Annotated in this window: 1 pseudogene; it reads left to right on the top strand. The window is 41.4% G+C overall.

From position 1 onward, the window contains the following. Nucleotides 1-244 (top strand): annotated as a pseudogene (locus tag RYX56_RS24610) (translation elongation factor Ts); the annotation flags it as partial.

Below are 244 nucleotides of genomic sequence, written 5' to 3'. Positions count from 1 at the left end.
CAATGGATAACGGTGCAACTGTTGCAGACCACATTAACGCAGCGATTGCCAAAATTGGGGAAAAATTAACACTTCGCCGTTTTACAATCGTATCAAAAACGGACAATGATGCATTTGGTGCATACATTCATATGGGTGGACGCATTTCTGTTTTAACTGTTTTTGAAGGTTCCACGGATGCAGAAGCAGCAAAAGATGTGGCAATGCATATTGCAGCGCTAAATCCTAAATATGTCTCACGTGA

It is taken from the genome of Alkalihalophilus lindianensis, assembly GCF_032843265.1.
Taxonomy (GTDB): domain Bacteria; phylum Bacillota; class Bacilli; order Bacillales; family Bacillaceae_D; genus Alkalihalophilus; species Alkalihalophilus lindianensis.
Note: the sequence above shows the minus strand (reverse complement) of the source record. Positions and strands in the feature narration are given on the sequence as shown.